Origin of the sequence: Fibrobacter sp. (genome assembly GCA_012523595.1) — a bacterium.
Lineage (GTDB): Bacteria > Fibrobacterota > Chitinivibrionia > Chitinivibrionales > Chitinispirillaceae > JAAYIG01.
In genome coordinates this window covers 1-19,463 of sequence record JAAYIG010000137.1, presented here as the reverse complement: position 1 = coordinate 19,463, position 19,463 = coordinate 1, and the positions used below count along the sequence as shown (strand labels likewise).

Annotated in this window: 19 protein-coding genes; 11 read left to right on the top strand and 8 right to left on the bottom strand. The window is 44.6% G+C overall.

Translation table 11 applies throughout. The features are described from left to right. The first annotated feature begins 2 nt into the window (after positions 1-2). From GX089_09220 to GX089_09200, 5 genes are all read left to right on the top strand, one after another. Positions 3-533: an ECF transporter S component gene (locus GX089_09220; protein NLP02661.1), complete on the top strand. Its 531-nt coding sequence runs from the start codon at positions 3-5 to the stop codon at positions 531-533. Further along, complete coding sequence (locus tag GX089_09215) at positions 530-1,147, top strand: class I SAM-dependent methyltransferase (GenBank protein NLP02660.1); 618 nt, start codon at positions 530-532, stop codon at positions 1,145-1,147. The genes GX089_09220 and GX089_09215 overlap by 4 nt, the downstream gene beginning before the upstream one ends. Then, positions 1,148-1,897, top strand: coding sequence for an energy-coupling factor transporter transmembrane protein EcfT (locus tag GX089_09210; protein ID NLP02659.1), 750 nt, complete (start codon positions 1,148-1,150; stop codon positions 1,895-1,897). It begins immediately after the preceding gene. Continuing rightward, positions 1,894-2,568, top strand: a complete 675-nt coding sequence (locus GX089_09205; GenBank protein ID NLP02658.1) for an ABC transporter ATP-binding protein — start codon at positions 1,894-1,896, stop codon at positions 2,566-2,568. Before GX089_09210 ends, GX089_09205 begins: the two co-directional genes overlap by 4 nt. A gap of 621 nt (positions 2,569-3,189) precedes the next feature. Further along, entirely contained in the window at positions 3,190-3,603 is a 414-nt protein-coding gene (locus GX089_09200) for a hypothetical protein (protein NLP02657.1), read from the top strand. 297 nt (positions 3,604-3,900) lie between these two features. Here GX089_09200 and GX089_09195 read toward each other — a convergent pair whose 3' ends face one another. After that, positions 3,901-4,800, bottom strand: coding sequence for an NAD(P)H-binding protein (locus tag GX089_09195; protein ID NLP02656.1), 900 nt, complete (start codon positions 4,798-4,800; stop codon positions 3,901-3,903). A 215-nt stretch (positions 4,801-5,015) separates the two neighbouring features. Here GX089_09195 and GX089_09190 point away from each other — a divergent pair, with 215 nt between their 5' ends. Next, entirely contained in the window at positions 5,016-5,531 is a 516-nt protein-coding gene (locus tag GX089_09190) for a hypothetical protein (protein ID NLP02655.1), read from the top strand. Positions 5,532-5,599: 68 nt separating this feature from the next. Here GX089_09190 and GX089_09185 read toward each other — a convergent pair whose 3' ends face one another. The 5 genes from GX089_09185 to GX089_09165 all read right to left on the bottom strand — a co-directional run bounded on the left by GX089_09185 (position 5,600) and on the right by GX089_09165 (position 11,074). Beyond that, a complete protein-coding gene (locus GX089_09185) occupies positions 5,600-5,743 on the bottom strand; it encodes a hypothetical protein (protein ID NLP02654.1) in 144 nt (47 codons plus the stop codon). Then, positions 5,740-7,668 (bottom strand): PEGA domain-containing protein, encoded by a 1,929-nt coding sequence (locus tag GX089_09180; GenBank protein NLP02653.1) that lies wholly within the window; start codon positions 7,666-7,668, stop codon positions 5,740-5,742. Before GX089_09180 ends, GX089_09185 begins: the two co-directional genes overlap by 4 nt. 122 nt (positions 7,669-7,790) lie before the next feature. Beyond that, positions 7,791-8,924 (bottom strand): lipid-A-disaccharide synthase, encoded by a 1,134-nt coding sequence (gene lpxB, locus GX089_09175; GenBank protein NLP02652.1) that lies wholly within the window; start codon positions 8,922-8,924, stop codon positions 7,791-7,793. Between the two features lie 209 nt (positions 8,925-9,133). Next, positions 9,134-10,216: an NTP transferase domain-containing protein gene (locus tag GX089_09170; GenBank protein ID NLP02651.1), complete on the bottom strand. Its 1,083-nt coding sequence runs from the start codon at positions 10,214-10,216 to the stop codon at positions 9,134-9,136. Then, positions 10,217-11,074, bottom strand: a complete 858-nt coding sequence (locus tag GX089_09165; protein NLP02650.1) for a PHP domain-containing protein — start codon at positions 11,072-11,074, stop codon at positions 10,217-10,219. A 323-nt stretch (positions 11,075-11,397) separates the two neighbouring features. On the opposite strand from GX089_09165, the gene GX089_09160 reads away from it, so the two are divergent. Continuing rightward, entirely contained in the window at positions 11,398-11,637 is a 240-nt protein-coding gene (locus GX089_09160) for a hypothetical protein (protein ID NLP02649.1), read from the top strand. A 5-nt stretch (positions 11,638-11,642) separates the two neighbouring features. Here GX089_09160 and GX089_09155 read toward each other — a convergent pair whose 3' ends face one another. After that, positions 11,643-13,307 (bottom strand): HAD-IC family P-type ATPase, encoded by a 1,665-nt coding sequence (locus tag GX089_09155; GenBank protein ID NLP02648.1) that lies wholly within the window; start codon positions 13,305-13,307, stop codon positions 11,643-11,645. Positions 13,308-13,503: 196 nt separating this feature from the next. Here GX089_09155 and GX089_09150 point away from each other — a divergent pair, with 196 nt between their 5' ends. The 4 genes from GX089_09150 (at position 13,504) to GX089_09135 (ending at position 18,039) form a co-directional block, all read left to right on the top strand. After that, positions 13,504-14,595, top strand: a complete 1,092-nt coding sequence (locus GX089_09150; GenBank protein ID NLP02647.1) for a hypothetical protein — start codon at positions 13,504-13,506, stop codon at positions 14,593-14,595. A gap of 226 nt (positions 14,596-14,821) precedes the next feature. Further along, a complete protein-coding gene (locus GX089_09145) occupies positions 14,822-16,177 on the top strand; it encodes a T9SS type A sorting domain-containing protein (GenBank protein ID NLP02646.1) in 1,356 nt (451 codons plus the stop codon). Between the two features lie 249 nt (positions 16,178-16,426). After that, positions 16,427-17,215, top strand: coding sequence for a TIGR02147 family protein (locus tag GX089_09140; GenBank protein ID NLP02645.1), 789 nt, complete (start codon positions 16,427-16,429; stop codon positions 17,213-17,215). A 5-nt stretch (positions 17,216-17,220) separates the two neighbouring features. Continuing rightward, entirely contained in the window at positions 17,221-18,039 is an 819-nt protein-coding gene (locus tag GX089_09135; GenBank protein NLP02644.1) for a carboxypeptidase regulatory-like domain-containing protein, read from the top strand. A 112-nt stretch (positions 18,040-18,151) separates the two neighbouring features. On the opposite strand, the gene GX089_09130 is transcribed toward GX089_09135, so the two are convergent. After that, on the bottom strand, positions 18,152-19,369 hold the full coding sequence (locus tag GX089_09130) for an IS4 family transposase (protein ID NLP02643.1): 1,218 nt from the start codon (positions 19,367-19,369) through the stop codon (positions 18,152-18,154). Between the last annotated feature and the right edge of the window lie 94 nt (positions 19,370-19,463).

Below are 19,463 nucleotides of genomic sequence, written 5' to 3'. Positions count from 1 at the left end.
AAATGCTGAAACCCAGAGAAATCGCTTTTTGCTCTGTATTCGGCGCAGCCGCAATACTTCTTCCTTTCATTTTCCACATCTTTCACCTTGGGTCTGTTTTCATGCCCATGTATCTGCCGCTTGTCACACTGGCATTCTTCACCAGTCCCTTTCCAGCCGCACTTACGGCATTTCTTATCCCTCTTATCTCAGGCGTCCTCACTGGCATGCCTCCGTTTTATCCGCCTGTTGCATTTTTAATGAGTATAGAGATTTCAATGATGTCTGCCATTATTTCCTCAATGCATCTTTTTTTTCCGCGCCTGCATGAGCTTGTAATCCTTGTACCGGTTCTTATCCTGGGACGTGCAATTGGGGTGGGGCTTATCTATCTTATGTCACTATTTATGAAACTTCCGGCAAAATTCGTTGCCGGTGCATCAATTCTCAGCGGATGGCCGGGTGTTGTCCTGATGATTGTCGCGATTCCGGCTGTTATAAGGATCTCCCAGGCCGTTTCCTTATTTCCTCTGAAACAGGAGAAGACAGAATGACTCACAGTTCAACCTTATCGGTTGTAGAATTCTTTGACACGATAGCACCGCAATGGGATTCATGGCACGATCTCCAAAAGGTCGGGTCTGACCTTGATAAAGGACTTTTACATTTCGGTGTCAGGCATGATGAACATGTTCTGGATGTTGGTTGCGGGACCGGAAATCTTACAGCAGCACTGCTGCACAGACTCAAAGAGAATGGCAGAGTCACAGCAATCGACATTTCAGAAGCAATGATTAACAATGCCAGGTCGAAGATAAAGGATCCACGGGTAACCTGGATTCATGGATCAGTCGAAACACCAGGAACTGTTCCGGATTCATTTGACAGAATAATCTGCTTTTCTGTCTGGCCTCATTTGACAAATACCGAAGAAACCGGGAAACTTTTATACAGCATTCTAAAACCCGGCGGGAAACTCCATATCTGGCATCTTATTTCCCGTGACGAGGTCAACAGAATTCACTCCCGGTCTTCCCCTGCAGTAAAGAGCCACCTTCTGGCGCCCGCCCGGGAGATGGCATCACTGCTTGAAACCATCGGATTTGCAATCGAGGAGACAACAGATAATGAGAAGGAATACCTTATAACAGCATCCAGAGTAGGATAAATGAGGGACTTTCATCAAGTGTGGGGATGTGCTGATGGGCCTCTGAAATCCCTGAATCCGCACATAAAAATTGTTTCAGGACTTCTGACAGGTATAGCCGTTCTTTTACTTCCCCATAATTCTATCACAGGCCTGGTCGCTCTTTTATGTGGTACGATTCTTTGGTGTTCACTTTCATCATTGCCTCTTCGAATGGTTCTGCAGTGTGCCATTGCCTCCCTGATGCTTTTTTCTCCCTTTCTTCTGCTCACTCCCTGGATAAACATTCAAAATGTCAATTCATCACCTCTTGACGGGAAACTGGCACATGCACTGGGAATAGCACTTCGCAGCACCTGCACTCTCTTTATCGCAGCATCAACCGTCACAATTATTTCCATCAACGATGTTCATCGGGGGCTTGTTCTTCTACGGATTCCTGAATCATTTACAGCACTGGTTGTTCAGTTGATTAATCAGACGATGCTGCTTCTGGAGGAAACCTCACGCATTACAGAAGTCCTGCGCTTCAGAGGGACTTCAGGTGTAAAGGGCTGGAGAGTCCTTTTCTCTTTTCCCGTAGTATGGATGGTACGGGTGCTTTTCAGAGCCGAGCGGAGTGCGGCTGCTATGGCAGTACGCGGCTACGGAATTAATACTTCTCTCAGGTCTGATCCTGCTGTATTACACACTGCAGATTTTGCGGTCCTGGTCTGCACCTCTTTATATTTTGCATTTTCTATAGTTTTACGACTGGTGCCCTCATCATGAATGCGGCTCTTGAATTCAAATCTGTTTCAATCCGGTATCCCCGGAGACAGTCCGATACTATATCCAATATTTCCTTTACGATTAACCCCGGAGAAAAAGCAGCGCTTCTGGGACTTAACGGTTCAGGAAAGACCTCACTTCTCCTTGCTGCTGTGGGGCTTATACCTTTCAGCGGATCTATTATTGTCGATGGTATCCCGGTTGAGGAGAGGAATTTTCAGGAGGTCAGAGAAAGGACCGGCTTTCTTTTTAATATTCCAGAGGACCAGATTTTGTTTCCGCGGGTACTCGATGATGTCTCCTATGGTCTTATTCGCAAAGGAGTTTCTCCCCTGGAAGCCCGAAAAAAGGCCTTGTTGGTACTTGAGATTTTGGGTGTAGATGAGACTGCGGAACTCTCCCCATACCAGCTTTCCCATGGACAACGTCAGAGAATAGCCCTTGCTGGTGCACTTGTCACAAATCCATCGTTGCTTCTGCTCGATGAACCCTCTTCAGCACTCGATCCGCCCGGCAGATTATCCCTGGCTGGAATCCTTCAGAAGATCGATTCCTCAATCCTGCTCGCAACACACGATATTGAGTTTGCCTCCAGAATCTGCAGCCGGTTTCTCGTGATTAAGGACAGAGAGATCAGGGAATACAGTTCCAGCGGTGAGATTTCTTTTTAGCTCCGGCAATTTTTCCTTTTTCAGACACTGTTCCATAATCGGGGTCGGTATCGGTATCGGCATCGGTATCGAAATTTTCATCGAAATCGATAGATTTATTCATAAAAAGCAGAAATAATAATTAAAGCAGGTAAAGATCATCGATATCAATATTCATCGATACCGATTCCGATACCGGCCCCTACAGAAAAAAGCCTCCATTGCAATAAAATTTGTTTTTTTTAATTTCAGGTATTATATTAATGGCATCCTACCTTATGCAAGGTCCTCTTGCATTTATTTTGGGTGAAGCGGAAGCGCCGGGTCTCGTACCCGGCGGTTCTTTTTTATGGACGTTTTTTTCATCAGAATTCCCAAGCTATTTCAGAACGATAATTTGAAGATATGGCTCATTTATCGTTGCAAAAGTTCCATAAAATGTGACCAGCAATGCTTAGCCGCATCCATATAACATATCATATTGTTAGCCTCGATTCTGCTGAAACCAAATCATCCAGTAAAATCAGATTAAACGTATCCTTTTAAACATACCCACTCTCATTCTCAAATCATGAGACTGTTCCATATCTTTCAAAAGCGCTCGCTGCCCTGGAATCATCGTCGGATGTCACAGCGGTTGAGATGAGCTCAAATATCGATGATCTTAAGAAGAAACTGGAACTGCTGCTTGGTGAGAAGGACCCGGCACCGGTAGATATGAGCATGCTTGAAGAGGTTACTGAAGAAAAGGATAAAGCATCGGTAATTAACATCGAAAAGGCATCAGAGGCTTCCGGAAAAATGCTCTCCGCGGTATTTTCCTTTATCCGGGAATCGATACCATCAAGTGTTACTAAAGAGAAGAGGAGTCCTCTTACACTGGCACTTGAGGAGAGTCTCAAATCTATTTCAAATGTTGAAGCTGACGGGAAAGTTCGGATGCAGTTGACGTTTGATTCTCAGGAAGCTGTTGATGCTATGGCGGCAGCAATTGCGGGGCTGCTTGAAGCAGCGGGCAGGAAGGAGGAAAAGAAGATCGGTGTATCAGCGGGGTAGAATGGTGTTCAAATATTTTACTTTTCACGGCAATGAACCTTGAAATGAAGATGTTCTTGTGACAAACACATGAACCCGAAGGCGCCATGCCTGTGAAAACAGGCATCCTGTTCATTTTTTTATCAGGACTGGATTCCTGCTTTCGCAGGAATGACATTGAGGTGAAAGTGCGCTTTTTAAAAATCAACAATAAAACAGTCAGTGACATATTCTATAATGTTAACAAAAAGGCTACTTGTGTCTTTCCCGGTTTCAGGAATAACACCCGCAGCCATTGATTCTGATGTACTTGTCTTATTAATTCTCCAGCTCTGCGCAGTGATACGCCTCCACAAATACATCATCTACAAACTGCTTGAACCTTGTGGGGCAGTTTGGGGTCAATTTATCGATCTGCTTCGGGGTGAGAGCGCCTCTGCTTAAAGCATGGGTCATCTCTACATAGTTATCGGCCATGTTTATTGAATAACCCTGATTGACCAGATCGTTGCGCATATCAATATCGAGAAGCTGCACGTATGGCAGTTCGGGTATCCCGATACTCGTACCGATTATCCGGGTCATATCTCTGTAGCTCAGCCTGTCGCCATAGAGTTCAATTTTCCGGCGTCCCAGAGATGATCGCTCCCTTAACATGGAAACTGCCTTCAGGGCAACATCACCAATGGACACAAGATAAAGCGGGGTATCACCACTGGTTGAATCCGCTATTACATCCCGTGTTTTGATATAGGAGATTTTTGAGAGCAGGTGTTCCATAAAGTAGCCCGGACGAAAAGTAATTACGTTTTCAGTTTCTATGGTGTCAAGTCGTCTTTCGATCTCACCCAGACTCAGCAGCAGCCCCGCCTCAGATACCTCATCCGCTCCCATACTCGACAGAAAGTATACATTCCTTACTTTTGAATCTCTGAGTGCCTTTACAAAGGCAGAACCTGTATCCTCAAAGTATTTCTTTACACTTTCAGTTTCTGATCTTGATGGAACGATAAAAAACACCGACTCTGCATCCCTGAAAGCACTTAGAAGAAAGACCGGATCTGTCAGTTCACCAACAGCAGGCTCCACCCCTGAACTTCTCAGAGCTGCAAGCCTCTCCCGGCTATTGTCTATGCCCCGTACACGCTCTCCTGCTTTCAGCAGGGCGGATATTATCTCTGTACCTGTCTTACTGGATGCATCTGAAACAACAATCATAATTCCTCCTTTTTCAGATGTAATTCTTCTTACAGATAAGAGCAAATAGAGAACCGGGAAAGAATTTTATCCGGGCAAAAAGGCATTAAACGCTTCACCTGACAATTTAAGCGTTTCCTGTATTTGAGAAAGAAAGGTATAGGATTTGCATTTGATTGTTTCAGGATTGCTGCAATCACCAACTTATCAATATTCACATCTGGAAAGGGAGGAATATGAGAGGTAAATTCTCCAGCTTGCTTATTGCACTTTTTGCGGTCTGCAGTTTTGCTCAGGACGGCGCCATAACAAGATCCATCACCCCGGACAACTATGTTCTGGGAGCAGGAACCGGAGTTCTTCAGGGTATCGATGCCGACAATCCGGCATGGCAGTTTTTCGGAGGAAGAATCTGGAATTTGACAGATAATGTCGGGATGACAACTATTGCAGAGGCTACAACAGACTGGGACGCTTTACTGGCATCAGCCCTGGTTGGAGCCAACTTCTATCCTCTGACCATTGCCGGAAACTTCTCCCCCTACATCGGTGCATCCGCAGGTCTGGGATATGCCAATGGTGGCGAGGCTGATAATGACTTTGGATTCGATGCCGCTGGTGTACTTGGTGTATTGCTTTTCCAGGACTCACCGATCAAACTGAAAATCGAAACCAATGCTAACTTCCTTTTCAGAGATATCGGAGGCCAAACCCCTCTGACCTGGACCGGAAGAGTAGGACTGCTATTCTAATCAATTTCCTTGCAAAATCTTCTTACCTGCCACGGCCTACTGTTTTTCCCTGACCGTGGCTTTCTTTTTTACATCAGCGAATCAGGTCCGAAAATCGTCTCCCCGAGATCATTGGCACCCTCACTGTCCCCCCTGAACCCTCCTCCACATCCTCCCAGAACAAGTGTCACCAGGAGCACAAATACACATACCAGAAAATGAACCTTCCTCATTTCTTCTTCTCCTTGCGAAGATGCGGAAAAAGCTTTATCTGTAATCCGGCCTGAAGCACATGCCAGCGGGTCCATCTGAATGGTCCAAAGGGAAATTTGAACTTGAAATAAACCGATGGCACGAAAAACTCTCCTGCCTGAAGATCAAGTTCAGTATACAACTGATGAAACCACCAGTCATTATCAAATGTAATTCTGGAAAATTCCTGCTTCCCGACATCATATATCTGATCAATAATGATGTCCTCCCACTGATAACCTATGGAGTACACAAGGTTTAACCATGACCAGTTATAGTGAACTCCCAGTGAAACAGCTGTGCTGGGAAGGAAAAGGACCGGCTCTACTTCCATAATCGAATCATAATAGACCAGATATGTTGTATTGCGGGTCTTAAGCTCCATGGTATCGGGACGCTGGTAGTGAAGTCCTGCGGTCCACTGCCCAAGTTCCACCGATGCAAACAATCCTCTGTACATCACCTCAATCATGTTTGCAAATGTTAGCCCCCGGTAATTGTTCACACCGCCTATTTTACCGCTTGAAAAGGTAGAGACAAAATTGGAGAAATGCTTCCTCGTGGGTATCTTAAGTATCATTCCCATCACAGTGAAACCAATCCCGAAATGATCATTCCGGATATAATCAACAAGATCCTGCCTTTTTCCCTCAATCGCCTCCCTCATCTTCTGCCTGGGGCAGCCGTCGTGCAGCCCGTAAACATCGGGACACCTGTCAACATTGTCAATGTACCCGTCTGCGTCTCTGTCCGGAATCTGCATCAGGCTCATTTCGCAATTGACAATGGAATCAGGCAACACAATAACATCCCTCTTTAGATTTCTGAACCCGTGGCGGAATGCAGATACACTGTACCTGCCGGTCGGCACCTCGATAATCTGTTCGCCAATACGGCAGTTATAGTTCTGGATACAAACCTCCGCATCACCGGGATCAGGCACAACCCTCAGCACCCCGTACTGCCTTCTGAACAGGTAATCAAAAAACGATACCCTGCCCTCCTCGATTGTTATCACAGTGTCAATAGACTTATAAAGAGCCCCGCCGTCCCAGTTAAGCCTGTGTTCTCCTGGAAGCAGCCTTACCTTGTAATCGTCAACTGTCACGGAATCTATTCTGTAGCGCTTGTCTACAGGAGGCTGAGGAAGAATCAGCACGCCATGAGGAGCTTTTCCTGTGATAAAGACTGTATCCATATCGGAAAAAAGCTCAAAGGAAACAGAAACTGTGCCTTTGGGAAAAAGCGGAACAAGCTTGCGGTAAAAGTGATGATCAGGAAGGAACAGCTCCAAAACGTATGTCCCGGGAATAAGCCCCTCGATCTCACAGGGAGTGACTTTCCCCGATGGCACGCCATTTATAATCACCTGCGCACCTTCAGGTGTCGAGGTGACCTTTATTGTACCCTGCTGAAGAGAGGCAGAACCCTCTATGGAGAACCAGTTCCCGTTCTTAAAATAGTAGATTCGGGAAAACTGACGAAGGTAGATGCGCTCACTGTCAAAAAACACCAAATTCTCATCACTGCCCGGCTTGTCTGTCGGACCCCGGTATATGCGGTAATGAACCAGATCGGAAATCCTGGCCCATCCGGGAATCTGAAATGCATAGTAAAGATTAGCCCTGTTGTTGAAAGCAGCAGTATCCAGCATCCCTTTGTAAAGCCTGTACTCACCATCCCGCTTCCGCCTGAGGATAATCTGCCCCGGCTGAATGGATGGAACCGAATCTATCTCCTCAAGAGTGTCAGCAGAAGCACCCTTTATCAACCCGATGCCAGTCTGAGGAAAGTCACGACTGGTGGAACGAAAACCGGTAATGACATAATCACCCTCTCTGAACGCTGCCTCAGAAGAGAAGAACTGCGCTGAAAGGAAAAGGAAAATCCAGACAACATTCCTCACAGATACACTCTAATCCTGCAAAAGAAGTTATGACACGTAATATTTTTTTTATCAGATGACCACAGATTCCTGCTGATCCCCGTGTACATATTTACTCCTGTAGTTTTGAGAATCAAAGCGGTTCACCTGCCTGCCACACTGCGCCTTATAATCTCACCAGCAATATCGGATACCTCACGTGACGGCTTTTTTGATCCCAGAAGATCCCTCAGCCCTGAAAGTCTGGAAAGGGTGCTGCGGTAAGTCTCCGGGTTTTCAATGTATCCCTGCAATTCTGCCGCCATTTGCTCTGCGTCTGACTTCTCCTGAATGCACTCAGGAACAATCCTCTCTCCAGCAATAATATTAGGCAGGCCTATATGAGGAATCCTGAGCAGCCGTTTGAAAATGTGATAGGTAACCATCGATGTCCTGTAGGCTATCACCATCGGAACCCCCTCCAGAGCCGTCTCCAGAGTAGCTGTCCCTGATGTAACAAGAGCAAGATCGGATCTGCGCAAAAGTTCCCTCAAATTCCCATCAAACAGGTTCGCATCCGTTCCCCTGATTGCATCTCTGTAAAACTGCTCAGAAACAGGCCCGCAGCGGGAAACCCTGGCCTTGACCCGTGGATAACACTCCTTTAATATCCAGTAAGCAGAAATCATTTCAGGAAGCATCTTTTTTACCTCCTGAGCCCTGCTCCCAGGTACTATCGCCAGATCGATCTCCCCCTCATCGAGGCTATCCTTTTTACCTGAAATTTTAGATACCGACTCCATCAGAGGGTTCCCAACAAAGCTCACGCTGCTGGTGAAAGGGGTAAAATACTGAACCTCGAAGGGAAATATACAGGCGATATGGGTAGCCAGTTTACCGAGCACCTCCGCCCTCTTCCTCTTCCAGGCCCACACCATCGGAGCTATATACCATAATACCGGGATCCCCAGACTGTGAGCAGCTTTCATAACAGGCATGTTGAATCCGGGATAGTCAACCAGAATCAGACAATCCGGTCTCCTGCTTTTCATCTCATCTATAACCAGCTTTTTCGCACTGAGAAAAAAGGGCAGATGAGAGATCACCTCAAGAAAACCCATCCTGTTAAACGGTTCAAACGGCAGAAGAGCCGAAAAACCCTCTGCCTGCATCTTTGGCCCCCCGATCCCCCAGATATTCATCTCCGGGAAATCAGACCAAAGCTCTCTGACTACACCTGATGCATGTACGTCACCAGAAATATCGCCCGCTATTATCATTACAGATGGTGATGTCATAGTGTTTATAATGAATAGATGGTTCTATTCTAGTTTAGTTCTTATCTCAGAGGTGATTATTGACTTAACGGTTTAAGTCATGATTTCATCTCCAGTGTGATTTTATGGCTTACTAATTAAGTCACAATTTCACCTGCGAGCAAACAAACCCTTATATTGGAATTTACTAGACGCTACCAGATAATTGCGAGAACAGCAGCTTTTTGAGGTTAGAAAAGATTCAGAGGAAGACTGCCCTCTTTTTTCATCTCTGCCAGATAACGCTTCAAATCACCTATCCTGGACCGGTCAATGAGAAGCACAGTATCATCCGTAACCACCAGCACAGTATCGCTTGCACCGATCGCAGCAACGGAAAGAGAGGACTTGTTGACTATTATGGAATTGCGGTTTTCCTTGTGAAAGATCTTTTTGCCTGTAACCGTAGTTCCCTTGCTGTCCTGCCCATGAAGACGACAGAGAGACTCCCAGGAACCAATATCATCCCACCCGAACTGACCTACAACCGCATTTACATTTGAAGATTTTTCCAGAATTCCGTAATCGATGGATTCCTTCTCACACTCATCGTAAAACTTCTCAAGTGCTGCCTTTGTAAAACCCTTCTTTGAGAGCGCCTGAACTGCCTTGTAAATCTCTGGCATATGAGTACGGAACTCCTGTAAGATCACCGATGTCCTCCACACAAACATGCCGCTGTTCCACATGTACTTTCCGGATTCCAGGTACTTGCAGGCTTTCTTTGCCGATGGCTTTTCCACAAATTTCTTAACCTTGAATCCCTGAATGGCTCCTGATGAGCCGGTTTGCTCTCCAAGCTGGATATAACCATAGCCTGTTTCGGGTCTCGATGGTCTTATACCGAAAACCACAAGTGAATTTACACTCTGAGCCAACTCAATTGCATATCTGGAAGCCCGGACAAATTCCTTTACAGGGTAGATATGATGATCTGCTGAAAGAACCATCATCACCGAATCACCATACTTTTTCTCAATCCAGGCAGCAGCAAGTGCTACCGCAGGAGCAGTGTTTTTTCCCTTTGGCTCGACTATTAGATTGTACTTGAGTCTCTGTGAGATGGCCTTTTTGAGTTTTCCGGCGATTGCCTTGCTTGTAATAATCAGTGGTAAAGAATCACAGGAACAGAGTGAATGAACCCTGGAGAGAGTCTCCTCAGCCATGGTCCTGTTCCCCACAAGCCGAAGCATCTGCTTTGGCATCGATGATCTGCTCAGAGGCCAGAAGCGCTCCCCGATTCCGCCCGCCAGAATAACAGGTACAATAGTCATTTATACCTCTTGAACCGGTATACCCAGTTTCTCTTTCAAACTATTAACCGCTTGATACGGAACTGCAGGTGATCCAAGTTCAGATTTATTATGATTGTTGTTATGAAAATCGGAGCCGCCGGTAAAAGCAAGATTGTACTTTTTTGCAATGCGCATGTAGTGACGTTCAGCGCAGGAGGGATGCTCTGTGTGAAAAACCTCGATCCCCATCAACCCGTCACGCACAAATTCTGGAATCCGTTCATCAACCTGCGTGACCCCTGGATGCGCCAGCACAGGAATACCCCCGGCATTCCTGATCAAATCAAAAACATCTTTGGGACTCATCTTGAGCTTTTCAACATAAGCAGGAAGGCCATAGCCGATATATTTATCAAATGCCTCACGAAAGGAATAAACCAGTTCCTCCTTGAGCATCGCCGATGCTATGTGCGGCCGTCCGATCGCACCCACTCCAGCAATACTGAGAACAGTGTCAAATCTCAGATCGATGCCCTGTTTATTGAGATTGGCCACAATCTTCTTGGCGCGAACATACCGGGCATCTTTCATCTCTTTAAGCTTACGGCTGAAGGCAGGATTTTCGGGATCTATGTAATAACCAAGTATATGGATATCGGTTCCTTCGACTTCACTTGACAGCTCAACTCCGGGAATAACCTCAATACCGACCTCACCACCCAGTTCCTGCGCTAACGGGTAAGCATCTGTGCAGTCATGGTCCGTAATGGAAACAGCCTTCAACCCCTGGAGGTATGCAACTTCCACTATCTCTTTGACAGTGCTTGTACCGTCAGAATGAACAGTATGGATATGAAGATCTACTTTTTTTTTACAGGATACCGATTCTGGATACATCCCTTATTTCAGTATTTTGTTACAGATTATTGTGTTACCTAAGAAAGTTAAAATAACCAAAACTTGTTTTTAAGGTCAAGGCTAAAAAAAAATATTTCACGGGTTTCACTCAAGATGCACCTGGAAGCAAATCAGATACTTGCATTCATAGCTCTACGATTTGCGATCTACAATATTGAGTTCAATAAATTAAGCCACAACAGCCTGCTCTCTCCACGTATCCGCGTTAGACTCCTATTTCCAAGCCTTATACTATTGTTAATTATTAAATTTTAGAATCAGCCTGCTCCGGACATTAACACTCAGCAAAGGACATGATCATAATGAATAATAAAGATGAATTTGAGAATGGCCTCAGAGAGATACTCTCCAATAAACCCCCGGAGAAAAAACCTGGTCCACCCCGGAAAGATGAAAACCTTAAACGGCGGCTTTCAACTGATGATTACGCCCGCAGGAATCATTCCAATACCAGAGTGGCTGAAATTGTCTTGAGAGTAGCCGGTGCGCTTCTCGCCCTGATCCTGCTGGCACTGTTTGTTATTCAGGTGTTTCAAAGATAGACCTCTCAGTTGATCTCAAGTCTTCGAGAATTGAGAATTACAATAAGGACACTGAACACCATCAGAAGTGAGGCCGCCACAGGGTTAACATGTACCCCTGCGGGAATTGCCCCTGAGGCAAGCAGCAAGGCAAGCATATTAAAGAAAAAACTCCACCCCAGATTCTCAAGTATCTTCCTGCGAAGGGACTTTGAAGCCTTTATTATGGTCACCATATCGAGTGGATTTATATTGACAAAGACCATATCTGCCCTGGTGGAAGCCTCAGAACTCTGAGTACCCGCCGGACAACTTATATCAGCCCGGGCAAGCGGTTCTGCATCTTCCGGTGCCTTTCCCATCATCGCAGTAATGATCCCCCCGTATTGCACCTCCTGTATCTTCGATACCTTCTCTCCCGGAGAAACATCAGCAAAAAAGCCGTCAAGATGAAGCTCACCGGAAATAAAAGACATCACCGAACGGCTGTCCGCAGTCAAACCAAATGCCTTTACCCCCATAGCCTTCAGGCTGCTCACTGCTGTCCTCGACTGAGCACGTATAACATCGGAGAGGATAATCGCCCCGTAAACCTCGTTTTCAATAAGCACATAAAGCACTGTCCTCCCTCCCTGCTTCATCCTTTGAAGCCGGTTCACATCAAAACGGATCTTGTGCTCTGAAAGATAAGAGGAGGTCACAACATGCACCTGTCTGTTCTGCACTTTTGCCATGACTCCCCTGCCAGGTATGTGACGGTAACCGGTTACGGGGAAAACATCACCCGCAAACTCCACTACCCCCCGGGCCACAGGATGTTTCGAGTGGACCTCCACACTGGCTGCGTACTTGACCAGATCATCCCTGCTCATCCCTGGATTGAATATCTCTATATCAGCTACCCCGTATCTTCCCTCGGTAAGAATTCCGGTTTTAGAGAACACAACCGCTCCAATTCTGCGGGCACGCTCCAGTGCCTCACTGCTTACCACCATTATTCCTCTGCCCGCAAGTCTCGCATTGCAGATTGTCATTACAAGCAGTGCAGATATACTGAATGCCTGAGGTGAAACTATTACCAGAACCGATACTGCCCTCTGAAAACAAAAGGAGAAATCATTCCTGAGAATCACATACCAGATAATAAAGCTCAACACCGCGATGAAAACCGTTACGATTGTCAGCAGTGATGAACTCAGGTCAGATAACCGATAAACACCAATCCGGGATTCCTCTCTCCGGGAAGCCAAAGGAAGAGGATCAAGTACCCGCTCACTGACAAGAAAAATATCGATCAGAATCGCCATCTCCCAGAAAAGCGAAATTTCAGGCGTCTTAAATAAAACGATAACACTATAAACAAAAAGAGCGGAAATTGCCAGCAGGTAAAGAACCATCATCCCTGGCTTCCTGGATTTGAGTTCAGCTTCTGTACCTTTAAAAAGGACAAGAAATCCCAGAACAAAAAGAAGGAGTGAAGCAAAAAGCAATACCCAGATGTCCCCGGTAAATGACAGTCTCAGGGATGGAAACAGTTCTGATAAAGCAGGGCTGAGAATAAGCACCGCAATGGTAAGTAAAAAAGAGACCAGAAGCCTCACACGGAATTCCCAGGGAGACAGATACCGGCCTCTGAGGGAAAACCAGGCTGAAGAAAATATCCCGGATGATTTTTCTTTTTTATTTTCCATAGCTAAAACACAGAAATACCGGATTACGGCAATTTTATCACTGCAAATCACAAACCTGTTATTATGGTTTCTCGAAATCCTTCTTCGCAATTTAGGATTCACCCGATACCACAAGAAATGCTATATTAAAATCAACATGTATAAAGGTAAAAAACAGTCGCCAAATCACCTATCTCAAAACTGTTACGAAGGTAAAATGGAAGCGGAAAAAATCCCAAAATCACTACTCGAAACGATCAAAGGATTGCTCTCCTGCCCAACAGCCCCATTCAGAGAGCATCACGTCCGGGAGTTTATTGCCGACTACTGTAAAAAGAGAAATGTTCCTTTCAAGATAGATGATTTCGGAAATCTGATTATTCATCCAAATCGCAAAGATTCAAAACCACTGTATTTTGTCGCCCATACTGATCATCCGGGTTTTATCCTGGAAAAAACCTACCCGGATGGAACTGCAGAAGCACTCTTTTATGGTGGATGGGATCCAGAAAGGTTCAAGGCTGCACCTGTGACCTTTTTCACCTCAAATGGTGAGGTAAGAGCTGAAGCAATATCATGGAGCAAGGCATCAAAGGAACATGCCAGAAGGGCATTATTGAAAATGGAAGGCCCTGCTGAAATAGGAAACATAGGAATGTGGAATTTTGATACCTTTCGGGTGGAAGAAGATATTCTCTTTTCACGAAGTTGTGATGACCTTATCGGGTGTGCAATAATTCTGGATGTGATAGAGCGCTTATATAAAATGCCTCTCCCTTTCGGCGCAGTTTTCACTGTCGCAGAAGAGGCTGGGCTCCATGGTGCCAAATACCTTTGCTCTCACATGACCCTTCCTTCCCGGGCAATACCCATATCTGTTGAAACCAGCAGGGAACTTCCTGGGGCCCGGATCGGTGATGGTGTTGTAATAAGAGTCGGGGACTCACGCTCTGTCTTTACTCCTGCAATAACTGATTTTATGGTTTCCACAGCAAAATCGCTCCAGCTACTTGACAAGAATTTCCGGTTTCAGAGAAAACTCATGGATGCCGGACAGTGTGAGGGAACGGTGTTTAACCAGTTTGGTTATTCCTGTGGAGCCATAAGTATTCCACTGGGAAACTATCATAACCGCAACTTTAAGAAGAATCTGACAGAGGCAGAATATGTCTCAATAAGTGATCTGATCGATGCGACAAAGCTGGTTATGGGGATGATCATACAATCAGTCACTCTTCCTCTTGTCCGCAACGATGTGCCAAAGTATAAAGAAGAAACAGGAGATCTGGGCCAGAGATTTCTTTTTTAACAGCGTTCTCTGTGTCTTTGCATCAAATTTTTCTCCTTTCCTCTTTTCATTCACACGGCTCTCCCGAAGGATTCTGACTGGACTTCCTAATTGTTTTATATTTACAATGGTATAAGGCTGGGTTTCTGCTTTCGCAGGAACGACACAAAGGTAAGTGTATGCCTTGTAACTAACACACGTCACCCCGAAAGCGTCAGCCTGTGAAAACAGGCATAAAGGAGCAGCAATGAATTCCATACGTATCTTAAGAAACATTTCTGTTTTGATTCTCTTTACAATCGCTGCGGTGTCAGCCCAGCCTGCCGGTACCATCAAGTACAATGGTAAAGACTACTACATCAACGGAATAAATGTCCCCTGGAACGCCTTTGGTACCGATGCCGGGACACATTACGAGTGGGGACCGCTTTATGACCGGGACTTCTTCTCCACATTCTTTCAGGAATGCAAGACTTACGGTGTAAACTGTGTCCGGTGGTGGGTCCATTGTGATGGAAGGTCAACACCGGAATTTGATGAAAACGGTTTTGTTACCGGCCTCGATGAAAACTTTCTTTCCGATATGGAGGATATCTTCTCCATTGCCGCAGAGAACAATGTGATGGTGATGCCGTGTCTGTGGTCTTTTGACATGACAAAAGATTTCAAATCAGAAGCCGGAATGTATGCCGGAATGCATGCAGATCTTATTCAGGACACTCTCAAAACAAGATCATATATCAACAATGCCCTTATCCCCATGGTGCAGAGATTTGCCAACACCTGCAATCTTTTTGCCTGGGAGGTAATAAATGAACCTGAGTGGAGTATTGAGGGTCCAGGAACCACCGTGCAGAAGGTCAGTGCTGTTGAGATGGCAAGATTCTGTGCCATGATCGCGGAAGCAATACACCTTCACTCTGACAAGATGGTAACCGTGGGATCTGCATGTCTTAAATGGCACTCATCAAAGCAGCCTCCGGCCGAAGCACATTACTGGAGTGATTCTTTTCTGAAAGCTGCATACAATAAACCGGAAGCATATCTGGACTTTTATCAGGTACACTACTATGACTGGATGTTCAACCCTGACTGGGGGTATGATCCTTTCCAACCGGGGAAGACCGTGACATTCTGGGAACTTGACAAGCCGACTATAGTGGGAGAGTCCCCCGCGATGACAGGAAAGTATACAGTAGAAGAGATGGTAAACAATGCTTACCAGAACGGATACGCAGGCATAATGCCATGGTCCTACTATGCCAATGACGGACATGGGACATGGGACAACTGCAAATCGGCTCTCAAGGCCTTCCGCGATGCACATGCATCGATGGTTGACTTCGAGTGTCCCGGCACTTCGACAAATAAGATCAGAAACTCTCAGGAAGATAAATTTACCCCTGCAGACCTTTTCCGTCCAGGACACCTGAAAAGCGGTTACACGGTCAAAGTGTTTGACATGCAGGGAAAACTGATTCTGAAGGGAGCTGCCGGAAAGAATCTTTCAAAGTCACGAATCACTTCACATAAAACTATAATCTACCAGGTTACAGGTAACAGCGGAAATCTTGTCAACACAGGAAAGTTCGTGATTGAATGATCTTTCCTTTGTTTTGTGTTATTGAGTATTACTGAGAAACACCGAAAGATTAGACATCTTACCGTGCTCAACAATTCTGAGGCTCACCCTCTGGTTTATTCTCATTTAAAAATTCATCTGAACCGCTGTATAATTTGAGAAATGCGTGGGCATTCCGGCCAACGGATTTTCTCTTCAATCCAGAGCATAAAAGGGTTATTGATCTATTCCCGATTATATTTGGAATATATGAGGCCATTAAAAGAATATATGGAATACAGAGATTTCCTCAGGGATTTTTACGAGGAAAACAAGAATCAGAAACCCTATTTCTCGTTCAGGTACATGGGAAATAAGCTCTCTATCGACCCCTCACACCTGGCCAAGATATTCCAAAAACAACGTCATGTTGGAGAAAACACGATTCAGCCTCTTATAAAATTCTGTGATCTGAAAGACAGTGATGCGGAATATTTCGAAACTCTGATAAGGTTCAATAAGGCAAAGTCTGAACGAGAATACAAAATGTTCTTTGATAAGCTTCTGGCTCTTAAAGGAGTCAAAGCTGAGGTGCTGGAATCGAATAAGTATGAATTCTATACTAAGTGGTATTATACAGCAGTCCTCTCTCTTCTGGATTTTTTTCCCTTTTCAGATGATTACAAGGCACTTGCCACGAAAATCAGCCCTCCAATTACCGAAAATGAAACCAGAAAAGCAATTGCATTACTGGAAAAACTGGAGCTTATAAAGAGAAATCCGGATGGGTTCTATACTCCGACAAAGCAGATTATCACTACAGGTGAACCCGTGCGAACAGCAGCAATCAGGGCTTTCCAGCTTGAGACTATTCGACTTGCAGGAGAATCTCTCAGCCGCCATCCAAAAGAAAAACGCAATATTTCCACTGTCACCATCACTGTATCCGAAGATACTCTTGAAAAACTCAATGAAATGATCAAAATATTCAGAGAAAACTCACTGAAGCTGGCAAAAGAAGAGAAAAATTCTGAAAAAGTATACCAGTTGAATATTCAGCTCTTCCCTTTATCAGATTGAAAAAAATGAAAAACAGCATCTCATCAGTATTGATATTCCCCGTCTTCCTGCTCTTATCCTGTGCGGTTGACAAAACAGTAGGAACCGGCTCAGAGACAATTAACTGCCTTGCAGGCAGTGTCTTGAATCCGGACAAAACGCCGGAACCGGATGCTGTCGTTCAGCTTATTCCGGAGTCTTTCGATATCATTAAAGACGGTCCCCTGCCCTCAAGTCTGATCGATACTACTGATGAAAACGGCACATACTCGTTTACCCGGATAGTTGAAGGCGGATATACCATTAATGCCCGAAGCAGTCGTACAGCCACAGCGGCAATAATCACAGATGTAAACATATCCAAAGATACAGTATTTGCCCCTGATGCTGAACTTGAGAAAACAGGAACTATCAGAATTGTATTCACTGACAATATTACTGAACCAAACAGTTACGTCTATATTCCCGGTACATCACTGTATTCAATGATAGAAAGTGGAAATAATGAGGTGATTATTGAATCGGTACCACCCGGAGTAATTCCTGAAATCCTACAATCATGGACAGACAGGGATTCATCGTTTGTAATCAGAAGAGATGTTGAGGTCACTCCGGATGACACAGTTATACTTGCAAATCACCAGTGGAAGTTCAACCAGCGGATTTATCTTAACACTTCCCCCACAGGTGCAGAGATAAACGGGGACATATATGAGTTTCCGTTACTGATCAGATTGAATAAGGATAACTTCGATTTTGGGCAGGCTGGAAGTGACGGTGCTGATATTAGATTTACAAAACCGGATCACTACCATCCCATATCTTATCAGTTTAAACTGTTTTAAAGCAAAAAGCCCTTAATATTCAGCATTTTATAACTCATTTCTGTTTTAGGAAGTTCACACATTTTGATTTACAATGATTGTAATTGATATACTGCTGTCCCATAGAATTCTCTTAAAATAGTGCCAAATAAAGTTGTTGAGGTTGCATACACATTCGAAGTTGTTTCTCTGCTGTCCCACAACAATCAAGCACACTCTGTAATGCCAGTCTGTTCCATAATATACCACGTAATACTGTAAATAAACGGGCAAAGGTCCCTTTCCATTTACTTGTATACGCAATAAATCTCATTAGAACATAGGTCAGCAATGCCATCCATATTTGCCATTGTACTGCATTTTCATTATACCCAAGGAAATCGGAGAGCTTGAGTGTCTGCTTTAGCTGCTTAAAAAATATTTCGATATCCCAACGGGCTTTATAAAGATCACAGATCGTTGATGCTGCAAGCTCAAAATCATCGGTAATAAATTCCATTCTAACTATCTTACCATCTCTGATTACATCAGCGATAATCAAACGGAAACATTCGGGATACAATTGACTGCTCTTGATTCCAGTTAGTTTTATCTTTGCATCTACAATGATACTTCTATTCGTGATCTTTAATTTTTTCACTATTCTATAGGCCATATTTGTTTTCGATCTGCTAATCCAAAGAATTCCCCGTTGCATAAGCTCGAAGAGATGTGAAAAATCAACATACGCTTTATCAAATACGACAAATTCTCCATCTTTAAGCCCGCTGCACAATGTTTTTGCCATTACAGCATCATGGGACTTGGCATTTTTGACTACGGCGAATCTTGGAAGAAATGTCTGAGCATCAAGAAGCATATGGCATTTTGCGGCTGCCTTACGGCGACGATGTTTCGCCCAGCTCATACAATTAGCGAATAGCTGTATAGTTGTAGAATCAACCAGATTAATTGTCCGTTTGATTTTCCGTGGTAATTTGAATGTGGTATCAATTCGACCGAACTGTGGAAACCTATTGGTTAAATAACGAAGGACTTCGTGGAATAATTCTTTGGCCATGGATGCAGGGCGAACACGATTAGCATGCGATAATCCATTACGACTTGGTGGTGTAGCATTACGCAGTGTCGATAGCGCACCTTTATGAAATCGCAAAGTATCTGCAATATCATTAAGACTCAAAGCATGTGACTGGTGAGCAAAAAGCATTGAAACAACATGACTCCATGCTGAAAATGTTCGGCATCGTTTTTCTACATCGTGCTTCCGGGCAAGTTTGGGTACAAGATATGATGGAATCATTTCCACAATCTGCTTGAAAATAGTAAATTTATGTTTGGCTGGTTGCATTAGACACTCCTGTTAAAGTTTGTAGTAGAACCTTAACATGTCATGTGACCAGCTACTTTGTCAACTTTTCTGAAAACCTATGGGATGGTAGTGA

What these genes read in the sequence shown, in the direction of transcription:
- GX089_09220 (NLP02661.1), top strand. Translation starts at nt 3, where the DNA reads ATGCTGAAACCCAGAGAAATCGCTTTTTGCTCTGTATTCGGCGCAGCC.
- GX089_09215 (NLP02660.1), top strand. Translation starts at nt 530, where the DNA reads ATGACTCACAGTTCAACCTTATCGGTTGTAGAATTCTTTGACACGATA.
- GX089_09210 (NLP02659.1), top strand. Translation starts at nt 1,148, where the DNA reads ATGAGGGACTTTCATCAAGTGTGGGGATGTGCTGATGGGCCTCTGAAA.
- GX089_09205 (NLP02658.1), top strand. Translation starts at nt 1,894, where the DNA reads ATGAATGCGGCTCTTGAATTCAAATCTGTTTCAATCCGGTATCCCCGG.
- GX089_09200 (NLP02657.1), top strand. Translation starts at nt 3,190, where the DNA reads ATGAGCTCAAATATCGATGATCTTAAGAAGAAACTGGAACTGCTGCTT.
- GX089_09195 (NLP02656.1), bottom strand. Translation starts at nt 4,800, where the DNA reads ATGATTGTTGTTTCAGATGCATCCAGTAAGACAGGTACAGAGATAATA.
- GX089_09190 (NLP02655.1), top strand. Translation starts at nt 5,016, where the DNA reads ATGAGAGGTAAATTCTCCAGCTTGCTTATTGCACTTTTTGCGGTCTGC.
- GX089_09185 (NLP02654.1), bottom strand. Translation starts at nt 5,743, where the DNA reads ATGAGGAAGGTTCATTTTCTGGTATGTGTATTTGTGCTCCTGGTGACA.
- lpxB (NLP02652.1), bottom strand. Translation starts at nt 8,924, where the DNA reads ATGACATCACCATCTGTAATGATAATAGCGGGCGATATTTCTGGTGAC.
- GX089_09170 (NLP02651.1), bottom strand. Translation starts at nt 10,216, where the DNA reads ATGACTATTGTACCTGTTATTCTGGCGGGCGGAATCGGGGAGCGCTTC.
- GX089_09165 (NLP02650.1), bottom strand. Translation starts at nt 11,074, where the DNA reads ATGTATCCAGAATCGGTATCCTGTAAAAAAAAAGTAGATCTTCATATC.
- GX089_09160 (NLP02649.1), top strand. Translation starts at nt 11,398, where the DNA reads ATGAATAATAAAGATGAATTTGAGAATGGCCTCAGAGAGATACTCTCC.
- GX089_09155 (NLP02648.1), bottom strand. Translation starts at nt 13,307, where the DNA reads ATGGAAAATAAAAAAGAAAAATCATCCGGGATATTTTCTTCAGCCTGG.
- GX089_09150 (NLP02647.1), top strand. Translation starts at nt 13,504, where the DNA reads ATGGAAGCGGAAAAAATCCCAAAATCACTACTCGAAACGATCAAAGGA.
- GX089_09145 (NLP02646.1), top strand. Translation starts at nt 14,822, where the DNA reads ATGAATTCCATACGTATCTTAAGAAACATTTCTGTTTTGATTCTCTTT.
- GX089_09140 (NLP02645.1), top strand. Translation starts at nt 16,427, where the DNA reads ATGGAATACAGAGATTTCCTCAGGGATTTTTACGAGGAAAACAAGAAT.
- GX089_09135 (NLP02644.1), top strand. Translation starts at nt 17,221, where the DNA reads ATGAAAAACAGCATCTCATCAGTATTGATATTCCCCGTCTTCCTGCTC.
- GX089_09130 (NLP02643.1), bottom strand. Translation starts at nt 19,369, where the DNA reads ATGCAACCAGCCAAACATAAATTTACTATTTTCAAGCAGATTGTGGAA.